20 protein-coding genes are annotated in these 16,239 nt (G+C 70.5%); 13 read left to right on the top strand and 7 right to left on the bottom strand.

All coding sequences use genetic code 11. From position 1 onward, the window contains the following. Positions 1-53 precede the first annotated feature (53 nt). Positions 54-1,502 (top strand): SMI1/KNR4 family protein, encoded by a 1,449-nt coding sequence (locus ACWGIG_RS04845; RefSeq protein ID WP_453320082.1) that lies wholly within the window; start codon positions 54-56, stop codon positions 1,500-1,502. A gap of 660 nt (positions 1,503-2,162) precedes the next feature. On the opposite strand, the gene rpsN is transcribed toward ACWGIG_RS04845, so the two are convergent. Further along, the gene (rpsN, locus tag ACWGIG_RS04850; protein WP_453320083.1) at positions 2,163-2,468 is read right to left on the bottom strand and encodes a 30S ribosomal protein S14; all 306 of its coding nucleotides are present in this window, start codon (positions 2,466-2,468) and stop codon (positions 2,163-2,165) included. Beyond that, positions 2,468-2,704 carry a 50S ribosomal protein L28 gene (rpmB, locus tag ACWGIG_RS04855; protein ID WP_453320084.1) on the bottom strand — a complete coding sequence of 79 codons (237 nt, stop codon included), beginning with the start codon at positions 2,702-2,704 and terminating at the stop codon, positions 2,468-2,470. Before rpmB ends, rpsN begins: the two co-directional genes overlap by 1 nt. Positions 2,705-2,774: 70 nt before the next feature. Between rpmB and rpmG the strand changes: the two genes are divergently transcribed. The 7 genes from rpmG to ACWGIG_RS04890 all read left to right on the top strand — a co-directional run bounded on the left by rpmG (position 2,775) and on the right by ACWGIG_RS04890 (position 6,869). Continuing rightward, a complete protein-coding gene (rpmG, locus tag ACWGIG_RS04860; protein ID WP_453320085.1) occupies positions 2,775-2,939 on the top strand; it encodes a 50S ribosomal protein L33 in 165 nt (54 codons plus the stop codon). Between the two features lie 46 nt (positions 2,940-2,985). After that, a complete protein-coding gene (locus ACWGIG_RS04865) occupies positions 2,986-3,231 on the top strand; it encodes a type B 50S ribosomal protein L31 (protein ID WP_453320086.1) in 246 nt (81 codons plus the stop codon). Further along, complete coding sequence (locus ACWGIG_RS04870) at positions 3,231-4,379, top strand: CobW family GTP-binding protein (RefSeq protein WP_453320087.1); 1,149 nt, start codon at positions 3,231-3,233, stop codon at positions 4,377-4,379. Before ACWGIG_RS04865 ends, ACWGIG_RS04870 begins: the two co-directional genes overlap by 1 nt. Before the next feature lie 39 nt (positions 4,380-4,418). After that, positions 4,419-4,700 (top strand): 30S ribosomal protein S18, encoded by a 282-nt coding sequence (gene rpsR / locus ACWGIG_RS04875; protein ID WP_453320088.1) that lies wholly within the window; start codon positions 4,419-4,421, stop codon positions 4,698-4,700. Positions 4,701-4,832: 132 nt separating this feature from the next. Further along, on the top strand, positions 4,833-5,003 hold the full coding sequence (gene rpmF / locus ACWGIG_RS04880) for a 50S ribosomal protein L32 (RefSeq protein WP_453320089.1): 171 nt from the start codon (positions 4,833-4,835) through the stop codon (positions 5,001-5,003). Between the two features lie 6 nt (positions 5,004-5,009). Beyond that, positions 5,010-6,194 carry a GTP-binding protein gene (locus tag ACWGIG_RS04885; protein WP_453320090.1) on the top strand — a complete coding sequence of 395 codons (1,185 nt, stop codon included), beginning with the start codon at positions 5,010-5,012 and terminating at the stop codon, positions 6,192-6,194. A gap of 270 nt (positions 6,195-6,464) precedes the next feature. Then, positions 6,465-6,869 (top strand): FKBP-type peptidyl-prolyl cis-trans isomerase, encoded by a 405-nt coding sequence (locus ACWGIG_RS04890; protein ID WP_453320091.1) that lies wholly within the window; start codon positions 6,465-6,467, stop codon positions 6,867-6,869. Positions 6,870-6,956: 87 nt separating this feature from the next. Here the strand turns inward: ACWGIG_RS04890 and ACWGIG_RS04895 are convergent, their stop codons facing one another. The 3 genes from ACWGIG_RS04895 to ACWGIG_RS04905 form a co-directional block, all read right to left on the bottom strand. Beyond that, positions 6,957-7,124, bottom strand: a complete 168-nt coding sequence (locus ACWGIG_RS04895; RefSeq protein ID WP_453320092.1) for a hypothetical protein — start codon at positions 7,122-7,124, stop codon at positions 6,957-6,959. A 199-nt stretch (positions 7,125-7,323) separates the two neighbouring features. Further along, a complete protein-coding gene (locus ACWGIG_RS04900) occupies positions 7,324-7,701 on the bottom strand; it encodes a MerR family transcriptional regulator (RefSeq protein WP_453320093.1) in 378 nt (125 codons plus the stop codon). Between the two features lie 22 nt (positions 7,702-7,723). Next, entirely contained in the window at positions 7,724-8,743 is a 1,020-nt protein-coding gene (locus ACWGIG_RS04905) for an MDR family NADP-dependent oxidoreductase (RefSeq protein ID WP_453320094.1), read from the bottom strand. A 412-nt stretch (positions 8,744-9,155) separates the two neighbouring features. On the opposite strand from ACWGIG_RS04905, the gene ACWGIG_RS04910 reads away from it, so the two are divergent. Further along, positions 9,156-10,727, top strand: coding sequence for a serine/threonine-protein kinase (locus ACWGIG_RS04910; RefSeq protein WP_453320095.1), 1,572 nt, complete (start codon positions 9,156-9,158; stop codon positions 10,725-10,727). A gap of 60 nt (positions 10,728-10,787) precedes the next feature. Here ACWGIG_RS04910 and ACWGIG_RS04915 read toward each other — a convergent pair whose 3' ends face one another. After that, positions 10,788-11,645 carry a class I SAM-dependent methyltransferase gene (locus ACWGIG_RS04915; protein WP_453320096.1) on the bottom strand — a complete coding sequence of 286 codons (858 nt, stop codon included), beginning with the start codon at positions 11,643-11,645 and terminating at the stop codon, positions 10,788-10,790. 118 nt (positions 11,646-11,763) lie between these two features. Between ACWGIG_RS04915 and ACWGIG_RS04920 the strand changes: the two genes are divergently transcribed. The 3 genes from ACWGIG_RS04920 to ACWGIG_RS04930 all read left to right on the top strand — a co-directional run bounded on the left by ACWGIG_RS04920 (position 11,764) and on the right by ACWGIG_RS04930 (position 14,422). Next, entirely contained in the window at positions 11,764-12,372 is a 609-nt protein-coding gene (locus tag ACWGIG_RS04920; RefSeq protein WP_453320097.1) for a TetR family transcriptional regulator, read from the top strand. 276 nt (positions 12,373-12,648) lie between these two features. After that, the gene (locus ACWGIG_RS04925) at positions 12,649-13,590 is read left to right on the top strand and encodes a MerR family transcriptional regulator (protein WP_453320098.1); all 942 of its coding nucleotides are present in this window, start codon (positions 12,649-12,651) and stop codon (positions 13,588-13,590) included. A gap of 10 nt (positions 13,591-13,600) precedes the next feature. Further along, positions 13,601-14,422, top strand: coding sequence for a S1 RNA-binding domain-containing protein (locus ACWGIG_RS04930; RefSeq protein ID WP_453320099.1), 822 nt, complete (start codon positions 13,601-13,603; stop codon positions 14,420-14,422). A gap of 527 nt (positions 14,423-14,949) precedes the next feature. Here the strand turns inward: ACWGIG_RS04930 and ACWGIG_RS04935 are convergent. Beyond that, on the bottom strand, positions 14,950-15,396 hold the full coding sequence (locus tag ACWGIG_RS04935) for an anthrone oxygenase family protein (protein WP_453320100.1): 447 nt from the start codon (positions 15,394-15,396) through the stop codon (positions 14,950-14,952). A 91-nt stretch (positions 15,397-15,487) separates the two neighbouring features. On the opposite strand from ACWGIG_RS04935, the gene ACWGIG_RS04940 reads away from it, so the two are divergent. After that, positions 15,488-16,066, top strand: coding sequence for a TetR/AcrR family transcriptional regulator (locus ACWGIG_RS04940; RefSeq protein WP_453320101.1), 579 nt, complete (start codon positions 15,488-15,490; stop codon positions 16,064-16,066). Positions 16,067-16,239 lie beyond the last annotated feature (173 nt).

Raw genomic sequence — 16,239 nt, forward strand, 5'->3', positions numbered from 1 at the left:
GCCGACAGCGTCCTGGCGGCGGCATTGTCAGTGGCAGATCCTAGAGTCACCGCATGGTTGATCAGAGACTCACTTCTGCGGGGCTGCACGACTTCGCCACCTGGGCCCCGGTGTTGCGGCTGCTGCGCGACCGCGGCACCGGTCAGCGCTCCGATGCGCTCGCGCGCGCGACGGGGCGCATAGGACGGGGCAGTTGGAGCCTGCCGCTGAAGCGGTCGCGACCCGGGCCCGGGAGCGCCGTGCAGGTGGAGGACCACCAGGAGGAGTTCGATGCGGGGGGGGGGCGGGTGCACGACGCACTTGAGGCGGCCGGGGTCGACGACGTGTCCTTCTCCGTGGAGTTCGCGCCGGCCGGGCGGACGAAGCTCCGCGTGATGGGACCGGGCCCTGCCGTCGAGTCCGGCATAGGCACGGCGCTGCCGGGGGCGTTGATCCTGGTCGACGGCGCGGTGCCCGAGCCCTGGCGCCGACTGCCCGATCCGGCTCCCGGAGCGGTGCCGGCCCCGACGGCGGACCCGGCGCTGGTGGCCCGTACGGTGCGCGAGCGGGCGCCCGATGCCGTCGGCGCGACCGAAGCGGAGATCGCCGCCACGGAGGCGCGGCTCGGCATCGTACTGCCCGAGGAACTGAAGGCCCTCTACCAAGTCGCCCACCCGAAGTGGGAGCACGGCGACGAGACCGGTGCGTCGGCCGCGGAACAAGCAGAACACGCAGAACAAGCAGATCAGATCGACAGGGCGCTCGATGGGGAGCTCTTCCCGCTGGACTCCTGTTACCTGGCCGACGCCGCGTCACGTCCCTCCCCCTGGGACCACGGTGCCATGGAGGCGGTGGTCACCGGGCCGGAGGCCCGTGTCCAGGGCCTGGTCGGCTCGCCGGGCTGGATCGTGTTCGGGGACAACGGCGGGGGCGACCGTCTTGCGGTCGACCTGACGCCGGGCCCGCGCGGACACGTCGGACAGATCATTCTGATCGGTCATGAGGAGTACGTCGGCGCCCAACTCGTCGCGGACTCTCTGGCGGACCTGGTACTCGGCCGGCTGCATGACACACCTCGGGGTGGGCACGGCGAACAACCGCCGGTCGTGGCGCACGTCAACATCCGTCGCATCGCGAGTGTCGAGGCTGCTGCCCATTCCGGCCTGGAGGTGCTGTCCATCGGCGTGTGGGACGAGGCCCCCGTCAGCCTCGCCCCGGTCGTCGGACTGCCACGGCTGCGCACACTGTGCGCCTACCCCGGCACGCTCGTCGACCCCTTGGAGATCGCCCGGCTCAGCGGTCTCGAATTCCTGCGGCTCGGCCCGCAGGAGTGGCGGGTACTGCTCGACGCGGGGGCGGTCCCGCGCACCCTGCTGGCCGCCTCCCTCACGCATCACGGCCAGCAGGATGTGCTGCCGACCGTAGACCTGGCCAACGAGATCCTGGCGCTGTGGGACCGCCCGCAGATCGTCCGTACCGTGATCACGGGCGACCTCGGACCCGCCGTACCGGCCACCGACTGACGGACCCGGGCGAGCCTCGGCAGCAGCTCGTGACCCCGGCCCTCTCCCCATGCTTCGGCCGTGGACGGAGATCAGGGCCTGACAGCATTGGTGGCGGAGCCGCTCGCTGCCGGGCTTGAGGACGCGTGCCGCCTCACCGAGGATGCGGGCTCGGCCCCGAGTCGTCACGGCGCTGGTTTGATCACCGCGTCAGCCTCGCGCGGACTGGTCGAGCTCCTTCGTGAAAAGTACAGCGGCTGCCGACGGGATCTCGTTCGCCTGGCGCAACTCAGCTTCCCCCTCCCCGAGTTGGGCCAGCTCGGTCCGATCGGCGGTGGGTGGTCAGCAGATCAGACCTGTCGCCCTTGTCCGGCTCGCTCACCTGGCGCGGCATCGGACCCGTGGTCTCCCCTCCGCCGAGGCGTGCCTGCTTTCAGGGCCGCCACGCAATCCGGTTCGGCACGGGCGGAGCCGTGCGGGCGCCTCGGACGTATCCGAAGCGCCCGCGAACCCCCGAACGACCGTCGTGCACCCGCGAGTGCGGGTCGGTCGCAGGCGAGGTGATCCGCGCACGTACCGACCGACGTCGCACAAGCCGCGTGGGCGGGGTCGGACAGACTCGGCCCGTTCTTCCGTGCGGGTCTGCGTCCGGGCGCCCGCCCAGGGGTCAGTGGAGTCCGGTCACCAGGAGGACTTGGTCACTCCGGGCAGGAAGCCGGCGTGCGCCTGCTGCCGGGTGCGGACCCTGGAGAGACCGAACTTGCGCAGGTAGCCGCGGGGGCGGCCGTCCACGCTGTCGCGATTGCGCACCCGGGTGGCGCTCGCGTCGCGCGGCTGCCGGCGCAGCTCCGTCAGTGCGGCCCGGCGCTCGTCCCGGGTCGCCGAGGGGCGACGGACGACCTCCTTGAGCTCGGCCCGCCGGGCGGCGTACCGCTCGACGATCTCCTTGCGCTTCTCGTTCTGCGCGATCTTGCTCTTCTTCGCCATCAGACCTTGCCTCCGCGCGCCCGGATCCGTGCCACGGCAGCCTCGATGCCGATCACGTCCACCGCCTTGATCGCCCTGACGCTCAGGGTCAGACGGACATTGCGTCCCTCGCTCGGGAGCCAGTAGCGCTTGTGCTGGATGTTCGGGTCGAAGCGGCGCGAGGTGCGCCGGTGCGAATGGGAGATCGTGTTGCCGAAGCCCGGCTTCGCGCCGGTCAGTTGGCAGTGGGCGGACATGGGTGTTACCTGCCTCTCTCTGCGACCCCTACCTATTTGGCAATGGGAATCATTTCCATATACTAGCCTCATGGCACGCAACGAACTCCGCCCGATCATCAAGCTGCGCTCCACGGCCGGCACCGGCTTCACCTACGTCACCCGCAAGAACCGCCGCAACGATCCCGAGCGGATGGTGCTGCGCAAGTACGACCCCCTCGCCCGTCGGCACGTCGATTTCCGCGAAGAGCGCTGACCTGCCCCTCACCCGAACGCTCCGCCCAGAAAGGCCCGCCCCAGCCATGAAGCCCGGCATCCACCCCGCCTACGGCCCCGTCGTCTTCCGCGACTCGGCCTCGGACCACGCCTTCCTCACCCGCTCCACGATGACCAGTGACAAGACGATCGAATGGGAGGACGGCAACACCTACCCGGTCGTCGACGTCGAGATCTCCTCCGTGAGCCACCCCTTCTACACGGGCACCGCCCGCGTCCTGGACACCGCCGGACGCGTCGAACGCTTCGAGCGCCGCTACGGGAGCCGGTGATGGGACAGGACTCGCGCATGCCCGTCGTTCTCGTCGCCGGGCTCCACGCCGACGCCCGCAGAGAGGTGGTCGACCGGCTCCTGCGGGCGATTCCCGGCAGCGTCGCCCTGCACCACGACCTGTCCGGCGCGGGCAACGGGACCGTACGCCGCCTGATCCGCGACGCCTCAGGCAACCTCTCGCAGGGCGAGACGCCGCTGGTCAACGACTGCGCGTGCTGCGCACTGCGCGAGGACCTCGTCCCCGAGCTGGAACGGCTCGCCGCCGCAGGCTCGACCAGGCTCGCCGTCGTCGAGCTGTGGGACTCGGTCGAGCCGCAGGCGATGGCCGAGGTGATCGCAGCCCACGAAGGCGACCTGCTCCTCACGAACGTCGTCACCGCGGTGGACCCCGCACTCGTCCTGCCCTACCTGGCGAACGGCGACGACCTTGCCGAAGCGGGACTGGGAGCCGCCGCCGGCGACCGGCGCACCATCGGTGACACCTGGGCACGCCAGCTGGAGTACGCACCCGTCCTCGCCCTGGTCGACAGCGAGGAAGCAGACAGTGCGGACCACGCGCTCCTCACGCAACTGCACCCCACCGCCCGCCGGATGACGGTGGGCTCCGGTGAACTCGTCGAGGCCGTCCTCGCCGGTTTCGACGTGGAGGCGGCGGCCTCCGCCCAGCATCCGGCGTGCGCACTTCTGCCTCAGGAGGCCGACGAGGCCGGGGTGACCACGCTCGTCTGGCACCGCAGGCGGCCCTTCCACCCCGAGCGGCTTTACGAGGCGTTGGAGGACCTGTGCTGCGCCGCCGCGCGCAGTCGTGGACGGTTCTGGCTCGCCGACCGCCCCGACACGCTGCTCGCCTGGGACGCCGCGGGAGGTGCGCTGTGCGTCGAAAGCGCCGGCCCGTGGCTGGCCTCTCTGCCCGACGCGGCCTGGGAGATGGTCCCTGCCACGAGGCAGGCCGCCGCATCGCTGGACTGGCACCCCGAACACGGCGACTGCTGCCAGCACCTCGTCTTCACCTCTCCGGGCCTGGACCGGGAAGGACTTGAACAGCTCCTGGATTCTTGCCTGTTGACGGATGCCGAGTGCGCCGCCGGCCGCGAGGCGTGGAAGCACCTCCCCGCCGCTTTCGACGCCCTGCTCGACCCCGTCTGATCCCCTTCGGAAACTCCCCGCACTCAAGGAGCAGCACCCATGGCACGCCGTCCGGAACCCCGCAAGCCCGCCAAGACGCGCCCCAACCGGCTCGACGCGGCCAAGATCACGTACATCGACTACAAGGACACCGAGCTGCTGCGCACATTCCTCTCCGACCGGGGAAAGATCCGCAGCCGCCGCCTCACCCGTGTCACCTCCCAGCAGCAGCGCCGGCTCGCGGCCGCCATAAAGACCGCCCGCGAGATGGCGCTGCTGCCCTACGCAGGAAACCCCAGGGCCCGCGCCTCGACCGTGACGCCCTCGGCCCCGGCACCGTGACGAGGACAGGGCACCGCGTGTAGTCGAGGACAGGGCGCCACGGGCAAAGGAAAGCCACGCCCGTGCGGCTTTCACCGGCGTCGCCCTCCCCTCCGGAAACGTCGAAGACCCCCAGGAAACAAGGAGACCGCCATGGCAGTTCCCAAGCGGAAGATGTCCCGCAGCAACACCCGTCACCGCCGCGCCCAGTGGAAGGCGAGCACCCCGCCGCTCGTGCCCCTCACGGTGGACGGCTCCACCTGTCTGGTGCCCCAGCGGCTGGTCAAGGCGTACGAGCGCGGCCTGCTGCGTCCCGAGAGCTGAGCCCGCATGAACCACCACCCCCTGCCCGTGACCGTGCTGTCCGGATTCCTCGGCGCGGGCAAGACCACCCTGCTGAACCATGTCCTGGAAAACCGGGACGGGCTCCGTGTCGCGGTGATCGTCAACGACATGAGCGAGATCAACATCGATGCGGCCCTGGTCCGCGGCGGCGGGGCGGCCCTCTCCCGGACCGAGGAACGCCTGGTCGAAATGACCAACGGCTGCATCTGCTGCACGCTCCGCGACGACCTGCTGGAAGAGGTCGACCGCCTGGCGCGGGAGGGCCGCTTCGACCACCTGCTCATCGAGTCCAGCGGCATCTCCGAACCGATGCCGGTGGCGGCCACGTTCTCCTTCGCCCGGGACGACGGAGTCGCGCTCGGCGAACTCGCCCGGCTCGACACCATGGTCACCGTCGTCGACGCGGCCAACTTCCTGCCGGAACTGACCGGTGGGGACGGCCTCGCCGAGCGAGGGCTGGGCCAGTACGAGGACGACGAGCGGACCGTCAGCGATCTTTTGATGGACCAGATCGAGTTCGCCGACGTCATCGTGCTCAACAAGCTCGACCTCGTCGCCGCCGAGGAAGCCGACCGGCTCAGGGCTGCTCTTGCGCGACTCAATCCCGTCGCGCGCATCCTTCCGGCGGCCTTCGGCGCGGTGGACCTGCGTGAGGTGCTCGGTACCGGGCTCTTCGACGTCGAGCGCGCTCAGCAGGCGCCGGGCTGGGTCAGGGAACTCAACGGTGACCACGTCCCGGAGACCGAGGAGTACGGCATCTCCTCCACCGTGTTCCGTGCCGAACAGCCCTTCCACCCGGGCCGGTTGTGGAACCTGGTGACCGAGCAGCTCGACAGCGGTCGCTTCGGTCAGGTTCTTCGTTCCAAGGGCTTCTTCTGGCTGGCCGGTCGGCCGCGAGTGACGGGACTCTGGTCGCAGGCGGGGGCTGTCGCGCGCTTCGAGCCGTCGGGGGCCCGCGACGCCGACACCTCGCAGGGGCAGGAACTGGTCTTCATCGGGACCGCACTGCGGGCCCGGGAACTGCACGCGGCCCTGGGCGACTGCCTGCTGGCAGACGGCGAGCCGGTCCCCGGGAACGATCCCTTCCCGGCGTGGGAGACGTACGGCATTGAGGAAGCGTGCGAGCACGGACGACCCGCGACGGCGCCCGCCGAGGCCGTTCGCGCCTGAGACCGCCACGAAGGGCGCACCCTCGTCGGCACCGCCGACGAACCGCCGATCGAGGACCGAGCCACTTCCCGCAGCTTGGGGCAGACCAACCGCGACCTCTCGCAGCGGGGTCACGTCCCTCGGCCATCTGAAAGATCGTCACATGGACCCGCGGGACGTGGTGTGCGCCGGGGGCCGGCATTCTCGGTAGCGTGGCCGTCTGCCGCATGGGGTGACCATGTGTCCGGCTGGTCCGTGCGAGGACTTCCGGCGGAGAGTGATGAGGCTGCAATGAGTGAACCGACGAAGCCCGAGGTCAACGTCCCGGAGGGTGATGCTCCCACCGAACTGACCGTCCGGGACCTGGTCGTCGGGGACGGGGCCGAGGTGAAGCCGGGCATGGTGGTCAGGGTCCACTACGTCGGGGTGACCTTCGAGTCCCGGAAGGAGTTCGATGCCTCCTGGGACCGGGGCCAGCCGTTCAAGTTCGCTCTGGGCAGCGGCAAGGTCATCAAGGGCTGGGACCGGGGCGTGAGGGGGATGAAGGTCGGTGGTCGGCGCGAGATCATCGTTCCCCCGCGCCTCGGCTACGGCAAACAGTCGCCCACGCCGCTGATCCCGGCGGGCTCGACCCTGGTCTTCGTGGTGGACCTGATCGACTCCTATTCCAGTACAACTGGCTGGAGCAACCCCTAGGTCGTGTCCGACGGGTCGCGTGACGCTTCCGCTCCTCGCTGCCGCTCCTGCTTCCGCAGCATCCGGACAGTGCCGCCGCAGTGAGGGTCAGCTGTCGCCGGGCCCGCCGATGAAGGCGGCGCAGGTCTCCGCCATCCGCTCGACCGCACAGGCCGGGTCGAGCAGCGCCTCGGGGGTGTGGATGCCCGGTGTGACGGCTTCGCCGCGCAGCCCGAGCAATCGCTCGACGCCGAGGGCGATGCCGGTCGCGGTCAAGGGGCGCTGCCCTGCCGGGTGGACCGGGTAGCGGCTCGTACTGCTCGGTGCACCCCCTCGGCCGATCCTTCGAGGTCGATCCGGGCTTCGAAGGAGGCGGGTTCGCCGCGGCGTCGGCCCGCGGATTCGCCGACGGCGAAGTCGAAGCGGACGTGGGGCGCGTCCGTCGCGAGGGCGAGGCTTGGTACGTCGAGGGCCTTCAGTCGAAGCCGAAGCGGTCGGCCATCCGGGACGTCAGTTTCTCGCGGAGACGTGTCAGCCGCTCGATGCGTTCGTCGAGTTCCGCGAGCCGCCGCATGCCCACCTCCCCGATCTCACAGTGCTCCGCTTCCCCTTCATGATCATGACCGTCGGCCGAGAGCGCCCCCTCCAGCACGTGGGCGAAGCTTCTGACGTCCGCGACGGTGAGGCCCGCCTCCAGCAGTTCGCGTACGGTTCGCAGCCGCCGGACGTCCTGGGGCCCGTACTCCCGGTGACCGGACGGCGCGCGTCCGGGCATGAGCAGGCCCTGCTGCTCGTAGTAGCGCAGCGCCCTCGGTGTGAGGCCCGCCGCCGCTGCCGCATCGCCGATCCGCATACACAGCCTCCTGGATCCGAGGTCAGAGCTCGACCAGGACAGCACCGACGTGCCGACCTTCGAGGAGCTCGCAGAGTGCCTGTGGGGCCCGGTCGATGCCCAGCAGGCGTGCGTGCGGAAAGGTCAGGGTGCCGTCCCGGAGCCCTCGGCCGAACTCATCCTGCCACTGCGGGAGCGCGTCCAGATGGTCGGCCCCCGCGATCCCTCGCAGAGTGATCCCCCGCGAGACCAGAGCGAACGTGTCGATCTCGGTGGGGGTTCCGACTCCCCCCGACACCTGCCCGGACAGGCCTCCCACCAGGGCGATCCTCGCCTCCCTGCGGGCCAGCGCCACCGAGGCGCGCAGCTGCTCGCCGCCCACGTTGTCGAAGACCGCGTCGAGACCGTCCGGCGCCGCTTCGCGCAGTTGCTCCTCCATGGTGCCTTCGCCTTCCGTCCGCAGTACGACGGCGTCGTAACCCAGCTCTTTCATCAGGTACGCGCCCTTGCGCCGCGTGCTCGTACTGCCGATGAGCCGCCCTGCGCCGCGCAGTCGGGCGAACTGGCCCGCCAGCGAGCCGACACCGCCCGCCGCACCGCTCACGAACACCGTGTCTCCCGGCCGTACGTGAGCCGCGCGCACCACTCCGAGCCAGGCGGTGAACCCCTGGGAGAGATGCGCGGCCGGGTCGGGCAGCACGTCCAGGTCCAGGAGTTGAGCGTCCTGCGGGGGCAGGGCGGCGTACTCGCGCCAGCCCAGTCGGTGTTCGACGAGGTCGCCGGGGTGCAGGCCGGAGCCCGGCGGCGCGGTGACCACCTCGGCGACGACGGGACCCCACAGGGCCGCGCCCGGCACGTATCCGGGCATCGGCAGCTCGACGTCGTCCCGCATGAGAGTGCGCATCACGGCGGTGACGCTCATGAGGCGGTTGCGTACGAGCAGTTGGCCGGGGGCGGGGGTGGGGACCGGTACCTCGACCACCTCGAAGTGGGCGGGGGTGAGGGGCCCTTGAGGGGAGAAGGACAGGCGTACTTCGCGGTGGGTGGCGCTGCTGTGACTCATGCCGCGCACGGTAAGACTTGACGTACACGTCAAGTGCAAGCGACGCAGTGCGGGGGACACGGAGAACAGCCGGGGCGCCTTCGAGGCATTGCACTCCCGGTTCAGTTCCTCCCGTCTGCGCTGCCGGGGCGCGGAGACCTCGCCCGTGACCGGAACGGGTTTCGGAATCGGCGGCCGGGCCGCCGCGGAGTGCCGCCAGGACCGGGTGCCCGATCTGCCGCGGTGCCGGCGAAAAGTACGCGGCCACCCTGCAGTACGACGAACGTGGCTACTGTCCCGAGCTTTCGGAAGAGTGACCTGTAGGACAAGCGGCGCCCCCGACGCGTGACGCCGGGCGGCGCTCTCGGCCATACTGGCGCGCGGCATTCCAACGGGGGGCGTGGGGCACATGGGGCGGAACGGGGACGGGCGCGTGGATCTGCCGGAGCACGTGGGCAGTTACACGGTGGAGCGTGAGCTGGGCGCGGGCGGCATGGGGACGGTGTACCTGGCCCGCTCCCGGGGCGGACGCACTGTCGCCGTGAAGGTGGCCCGCTCCGAGCTAGCAGCCGATCCGCACTTCCGCGCCAGGTTCCGCGCGGAGGTCGAAGCGGCCCGTAGGGTCGGCGGATTCCACACGGCGCAGGTGGTCGACGCCGACCCCGACGCGGCGGCGCCCTGGCTGGCGACCGCCTACATCGTCGGGCCGACCCTGTCGGATCTGCTCGCCGACCGGGGGCCGATGGACGAGGCCGCACTGCGGCTGCTCGGTGCCGCGCTCGCCGAGGCGCTGCAGGCCATCCACGCCTGCGGCCTCGTGCACCGCGATCTCAAGCCGGGCAACATCATCATGGCCCACGACGGGCCGCGGGTGCTTGACTTCGGCATTGCCCGCGCCCTGGAATCGACCCGGCTCACCTCCACCGGAGCCGCCTTCGGCACCCCCGGGTTCCTGGCCCCGGAACAGGCGCAGGGGCTCGAAGTCGGCGCAGCCGCCGACGTGTTCGCACTGGGTGCGGTGCTGGTCGCGGCGGCGGGCGGCAGGGCGTTCGGCGACGGCACTCCGATGGGGCTGATGTACCGGGCGGTGCACGAGGAGCCGGACCTCTCCTCGGTGCCCGCGGCCCTGCGGCCGGCGGTCGACGCCTGCCTGGCCAAGGAGCCCGCGCGGCGGCCGACGCCGGAAGGGCTGCTGGACCTCTTCGCGCCCGCCACTGCGCCGCGACCGACGGCGGTGGCGCGCTCGTTGACGATGCCGGACGTGGCCGCGCCCGCCACGCCGACACCGGTACCGGGCCCGACACCGGAATCCGGGGCGGCGTCCGCTCCGGACGGAGGCATCGCCGGGGCCATGACGGTTGCCGCCGCGCCGAGCCCCGGACCTCCGCCCGCCCCCTCGCGGGCCGCGTCCCCGGCCCGGCGGGCGACGAGCGGGCCGAGGCCGCCGAAGAGGAGGCGTACGAAGCTGCGTGTCACCGCAGCCGTGCTCCTGCTCGGCGCAGTGGGCTACGGATCCTACGAGTTCTCCGACCTGTCCTTCCCCGAGGCCACGCACGAACTCACCGCCCCCGAAACCCTGGTGGGGGGTGCCTACAAGCACGACGGTGTCAGGTCCCGCACCCCGGACGGGCCGGAGAGCGGCTTCTTCGAGAGGGATGTGAAGAGCTTCTCCGTCACCTACGTAGGTACCGCCGAGGACCGGAAGTCCGAGGAGGTGAACCTCTGGGGCAGGTACGGCCGCTTCAAGTTCGTGGAAGCGAAGCGCGACAGCCTCATGTACTCCTCGGAGCGAGGCGACGACGACGTGATCGAGCCCGCCAGGACGGTCCACGTCCCGGGTGCGGGCGTGGGGTTCCGTTGCGAGGCGACGACCCGGCAGACCCTGTGCGCGTGGGGAGAAGCCAGCACCGTGGCCGTGCTGACGTTCCCGCCCTCCCTCACCGTCGAGCGGGCGGCGGCGGAGACGCACAAGATACGCCAGGAGATCCGCAGGCCGATCGCATGACGCTGCGCGAGGATCGACGCCCAGAGGGGTGCACCACACCCCACCCCGGCGGGGCGGTTGTCAGCGCGGTTCGGCTGTGCCGCGTACGGCGGTGACCAGCCAGGAGCTGCTACGCAGCCACACCGCTCCGTCCGTCTCGTGACGGCGCAGAGCGGTCGTCAGCGCCTGGCGTGCCTGGGCCTGCTGATGCGGGGTGACCTGGTCGAGGAGGTGGCGGCCAGGGCCGGAATCGAGCAGGAACGCCGCGGCGTCTGCCGCGTCGGTGCCCCATTTCCCCGGGACTTCGATGTGCTGCACGTCGAACCCGGCGAACCCGCCCGCCGCGAGCAGGGTGCGGATGCGGTCGGGATCGGTGAGGGAGAACATGCCGGGGCCGCCGGACTTTCCGAAGCCGCCGAGCGGCAGGATGCCCTTCAGTGAGGCCAGCGCCTGGAGCCACTCGTTGGCCTCGGCTTCGGCCGCGCAGATGAAGGCCAGCCGGCCGCCGGGCCGCAGCGCGCGGTGGAGGTTGGTGAACGCGGCGACGGGGTCGGTGAAGAACGTCATGCCGTAGCGGCTGATCACCGCGTCGAACCCCTCGGCATCGAAGGCGTGGACCTGGGCGTCGCCCTGAACGAACGAGACGTTCTCCACCCCTTCGCGCAGGGCGCTCTCGCGGGCCTTTCCCAGCATCGGGCCGGACAGATCCAGACCCACCGCTTTGCCCCGGCGGGCGCGCCGGGCCGCGAGGCGGGTGGTGCGGCCGGCCCCGCAGCCGATGTCCAGCACGGAGTCGGTGTCCGAGAGGGCCGCCGCGTCCAGGAGGGGCTGGTTGAAGCCGTCGTTGACGGCGTCCCAGCGGTCCTGGCTGCGGGCCCACTGCTCGCCCTCGTAACCGTTCCATGCCTCGGCCTGCGCGGTGTTGACGAGTCGATCCATGATCGGACTCCCTCCGGCCGGGGCGCAGCGCGGCGTCCCCGACCTCTAGTATGGGCAAGTGCCCAAACAGTATGGGCGAGCGCCCATTCTTGCAATGGGGTTGAGGGAAGGGGCAGTTGTGTCACCTCGTGGAGTGGCGATTCCGGATTTGCGGGAGCGGCTTTTCGCGGCTGCGGAGCGGGTGGTGGCCCGCGACGGCGCCGCGGCTCTGACCAGCCGCGCGATCACCGCGGAGGCGGACTGCGCCAAGGGCGTCCTGCACACGCACTTCTCCGGCCTGGACGAGTTCGTCGCCGAACTCGTCCTTGACCGGTTCGCGCGCAGCGCCCGCCAGGCCCAGGCGCTGGAGGCGAAGGTGGGGCAGGCCACGGTTGCCGACAACCTTCAAGAAGTCGTCCTCGTACTGATCGAGGCCCTGCCTCCGGCAGTGGTGGGGCTGGCGATGACCCGCCCGGCAGCCGCGCTCCACACCCGGGAAGGCTTTCAGGCCGGTGCACCCGCGTTCGATGCGATCCAGCACGACTTCACCACCTACCTGCAAGCAGAGCAGCGCGGCGGCCGACTGCCCGCCGACGCCGACGTCGCCACCATCGCGCTCGCACTCGTCGGCACCACCCACCACCTGCTGATGACACGCGTGCCCGGACGGGGCCAGGACGCGAAGGCGACCACTGGACGGCTACTGGCCGTTCTGCTCCCCGGCACCGAACCGCCGCGCACGGCGTAGCCCTTGCGGTCGGTGTCCCGTGCCCGGTGCCCAATGCCCAATGCCCAATGCCCAGTGCCTGGTGCCTGGTGCCCCTGTTGGCCCTGTTGGCCCCGTGGCTGCCTACAGGGGGCGGCCCCGCCAGGTTCCCACCGGCAGAGGGCGGATCCATCGAGACGGAGAAGGGCATGCATCTCCTGGCACGGGTGCCGGGCGGGATACCTGGAGTTGCACGTTCCGTAGCGGTATGTGGTCCGGTGGACTCACGTCCCGCCCCACCCAGGAAGGCTCCTGCTCATGTTTTCGTCCTTCGTCCCGCCGCGCCGGGTCAAGATCGGTGACGCGGCGGCCTTCGTCGGCACCACACCGCGGGCGATCCGTCACTACCACGAGATCGGCCTGCTCCCCGAGCCCGAGCGGGGCGGCGACGACCGCCGCCGCTACGGCTACGAAGACATGATCCGGCTGCTGTGGATCCGCAAGATGGCCGACGCCGGGATCGCCCTGGACGACATCCGTGACGCCTTCGCCGACACGGCTGCCACCGGCGCCGACAGCGACCACGCCATCGCGGGCATCCTGGAACGGCTGGAGGAGACCCTCGTCGCCCAGGAAGCGGAACTGCGGCGGCAACGGACTGCCGTGCAGCGCATGCGTACCGAGGGCAGCAGGGCGGGTCTGCTCTCCGACTTCGTCACCAGCCGCCTCAAGAGTCTGCCCGAGGGCTCCCTGCGCCGGGCGGACCTGGACAGCCTGCTGGTCACCGAGCGGATCTTCGGCCCGCTCGGTGCGGCCGTCCAGGCCTCCCGCTTCATCGCCCTGGCCACCCACCCGGATCTACGGGAGGGCTCCGACCGTGTGGACGCCGCCGAGGAGGCACTCGATGACACGGTCGCTGTCGATGACCCCCGCGTGGCCCGGGTGGCTGCCGAACGGCACGCCTTCGGAAAGGCGCTGGAAGCCGTGATCGAGGATTCCGGCCTGGCGGCGAGCGACGACGCGCTCTTCGACACCTGGGAGACTCTGCACCCCACCACCGCTGACGAGGGTGAGGGTGGGGATGAGGTCGAGGACGAGGTCGGCCAGAGCTCCGGCAGGGGGCAGGAGTCCATGAGCGCATTCGCAGCCATCGGAAAGATGCCCTACGACTTCTCCCCGGCCCGCCTGCGCTGCATCGAATTGGCCGAAGAACTCGCCGCCCACGAATCACCCGCACCCGCTTCCCCTCCCACGGCCTAGGCTCATCTCCATGTCCGAGCCGGCCTCTGACCCCCGCATGCAGTCCTTGATCGACCAGCTCCGGCCAGGGGTCGTGAGAACGGTGAAGGTCACCGGGTTCGACGGAACGGACGTCCTGGTGCAGCTCATTGATGCCGAAGGGGAGGAAGCCGAGACCGCTCGGATTCCTCGGCATGAGGTGTCGATGTGCCGGACGGGGCATCCGTCCGAGCTGTTTGAGGTCGGCCAGGAGATCAGTGCCGAGGAGATCGGGCGTTGGAACGAAGGTCAGCTTCACCTCTCCGCCAGGGCGTGCGAGATTCCGGCCTTGAGGTCCTTTCTCCTCGCGTGCGAACAAGGGCAGGTCGTGGCCGGGACGGTCTCCGAGGTGCACAACTTCGGGGTCTTCGTTCACGTCGATGGCGAACCGGAAGGCCTCTGCACCGGCTTCATTCGGGTGCCGGACCTGACGTGGGGCTGGATCAGCCACCCCTCCGAGGCGGTCGAAGCCGGCCAACGGATCACCGCTGAGGTGATGATTGCCGAGACGCGCTCAGGGCAGGTCACCCTGTCGTTGAAGGCTCTGCGGGAAGATCCGCTCATTCGGTTTGCGGATCAGGTCGGCCGGGTTCTGACCGGACTGATCGCCAAGATCGTTCCTTTTGGCGTGTTCGTGCAGCTTGCTCCTGACGTTGTGGGGTTCCTTCACCTCTCGGAGCTGACGGACGAGCCGGTCGAGACTCCGGATCTGCTTGTCGATGAAGGTGAGCTGATCACGGTGAAGGTCGTTGAGGTCGATCTTCAGCGCAACCGGGTGCGGCTGCGTGCCGCTGGCGGGGCGGACGGAATCTAGGGCGAGAGGGCCCCTTGCCTGCTGATGCAACTTTCCCGGTTCCCTGCCGTGCTTGTGCAGTGGGGCCCGCTTGACCCGGCCGACTCGCTGACCTGCATACCTGCATACCTGCGTACCTGCGTACCTGCGTACCTGCTTCGAGTCGTTGCCCGACCGGCGCTCGCGGCGGGGCCGGCCCGTTCGGTGGTGAGGGTGGCGGGGTGGGATCGCGGCGGCCGTGCGGAGCAGCAGTTGTGCGGCGCGGACTTCGGTGGCCAGGGTCGTACCGGGCCGGTCGGCGGCCGGGCCGGGTGTTCTGGCAGGCCCTGGTCGTGCCCGCCCGCGCGTCGGCCTCAGGGAATCCAGCCGCGCGGCTGTTCGGCGACGCGGGCGGCCGTGTACTGCGGGTCGTACAACTCCTGTGTCGGCGCGCCGAGCTGGGTGCGCGTCGGGTCGACCGGGATGCCGCCGGCGCTGAGGCTCGGTGGCTCACTGCCGCCCGGGGGTGGTGGAGATGGTGCGCCCCGGCGCGGTGGCGTCCCGCCGGTTCAGGTGAGGGCGGTGACCAGCAGGGTGAAGGCGGCGATGATGACGGCGACGCGGACGTAGTGGAAGCGGTCCCAGCGGTTCATCTGCTGCTTCCAGTCGTCGGGCCGGTTCTCGGGGGTCCATGTCTTGCCTCGGTTGTTGATCGGGACGAGCAGCAGGATCGACATGATCACGCTGAGGATCAGCAGTGCGCCGGCGGTGATGACGAGTCCGGCGCCGTCTTGCTGGGATCCCGCGATGGCCCAGACCGCGACGAGGACGAGCGAGCCGATGTACCAGACCGGCATCACGGCGCCGAGCATCCGGCCGCCGTGGCTCCGGCCGCGTTGACTGCTGTCGTCGGGGAGTGCGTTGAGGATCGGGTTGAGGACGAAGGCGACGGAGAACTCCACGCCCACCATCAGGCCGACGAGCACGGTGGTGACGATCTCAAGTGCGTTGAGCATGACTGCCCCTCCTGGGGTCTAGCACTGCTAGATGTTGGGGCAACGCTAATACGACCACCGCTCGAATGTCTAGCGGTGCTAGGATCGAATCATGTCGGTAAAGGAACGCAAGGAGCGCGAACGGGCGGCCCGGGAGCGCCTCATCGTGGCGACGGCCCGCGAACTCGCCGAGCAGCAGGGCTGGGACGCGGTCACCACCCGTCGGCTCGCCGAGCGCATCGAGTACAGCCAGCCCGTCCTCTACAGCCACTTCCGCGGCAAGCGCGAGATCATCGGCGCCGTCGCCCTGGAGGGCGCCGCCGAGATGGCCGCGGCGCTGCGGGCCGCGGTCTCCGCCGCGCGCGTCCCGCGCACCCGGGTCACCGCGCTCGCCCGCGCCTACCTCGGCTTCGCCGCACGCAATCCGGCGGTCTACGACGCCATGTTCCAACTCGACGGCGGGCTGGCGTTCGCGAAGGAGGAGACCCCGGAGCCTCTGAAGGACGCCTTCGCCGCCCTGCTGGAGACTCTCGGCGAGGTCGCCGGGGACGACGTCCACCCGGGACTGTTCACCGAGGTGTTCTGGGCAGCCCTGCACGGGCTGGCCACCCTGACCCGGGCGGGACGGCTGCCGCCGGAGGAAGCCGAGCGGAGGGTGGAGCTGCTGGTGGACCGGCTCGCCATGTTCTGAGCTTGCTGTTCGCCCGAGCACCTGTGTGGGAGCGTGCTCGACCTCATCGGCCGGTTCGACACCATCGGCAGGCTGAGCGCCGGCGTTGTCGCGTGACCCGGACGGGCTCGGCCGTTAGCCCAGCCCCCCACCCCCGCTCCCTGGCGGAGCCCGACCCCCCGCACCCCCGCACC

The sequence above is a fragment of the Streptomyces sp. NPDC054863 genome (genome assembly GCF_053610825.1).